We start from the raw sequence: 735 nt of genomic DNA on the forward strand, positions 1-735 counted from the left end.
CAGATCGACTTTGCCCGCATGCGCGAGATCGCCGACATGGTCGGCGCCTATTTGCACGTGGACATGGCGCATTTCGCCGGTCTGGTGGCCGCAGGCGAGCATCCCTCGCCTTTCCCGCACACGCATGTGGCGACCACGACAACCCACAAGACCCTGCGTGGACCGCGTGGGGGTATGATCCTGACCAATGATGAAGATATCGCTAAGAAAGTGAATTCGGCGATCTTCCCCGGCATTCAGGGTGGCCCGCTGATGCATGTCATCGCAGGCAAGGCGGTTGCCTTCGGCGAGGCTCTGCGCCCGGAGTTCAAGACCTATATCCAGCAGGTCATCACCAACGCGCAGGCGCTGTCGGATCAGCTGATCAAGGGCGGTCTGGACACGGTGACCCACGGCACCGACACCCATGTGGTGCTGGTCGACCTGCGCCCCAAAGGCGTGAAGGGCAACGCGACCGAGAAGGCTTTGGGCCGCGCGCATATCACCTGCAACAAGAACGGCGTGCCGTTTGACCCCGAGAAGCCGACCATCACCTCGGGCATCCGTCTGGGCTCGCCCGCTGGCACCACGCGCGGCTTCGGCGAGGTCGAGTTCCGCCAGATCGCGGATTGGATCATTGAAGTGGTCGACGGTCTCGCCGCCAATGGCGAAGACGGCAATGCCGAGGTCGAGGCCAAGGTCAAAGCAGAAGTCGCCGACCTCTGCGCACGCTTCCCTATCTATCCGAACCTGTAA

The 735-nt window shown here is 62.4% G+C and carries 1 protein-coding gene; it reads left to right on the forward strand.

The genetic code is table 11. The features are described 5' to 3' along the window. A partial coding sequence (locus tag ACR0J4_RS23110; protein WP_480668840.1) for a serine hydroxymethyltransferase occupies positions 1-735 on the forward strand: 735 nt, incomplete at its 5' end.

It is taken from the genome of Ruegeria sp. B10 (genome assembly GCF_056539825.1).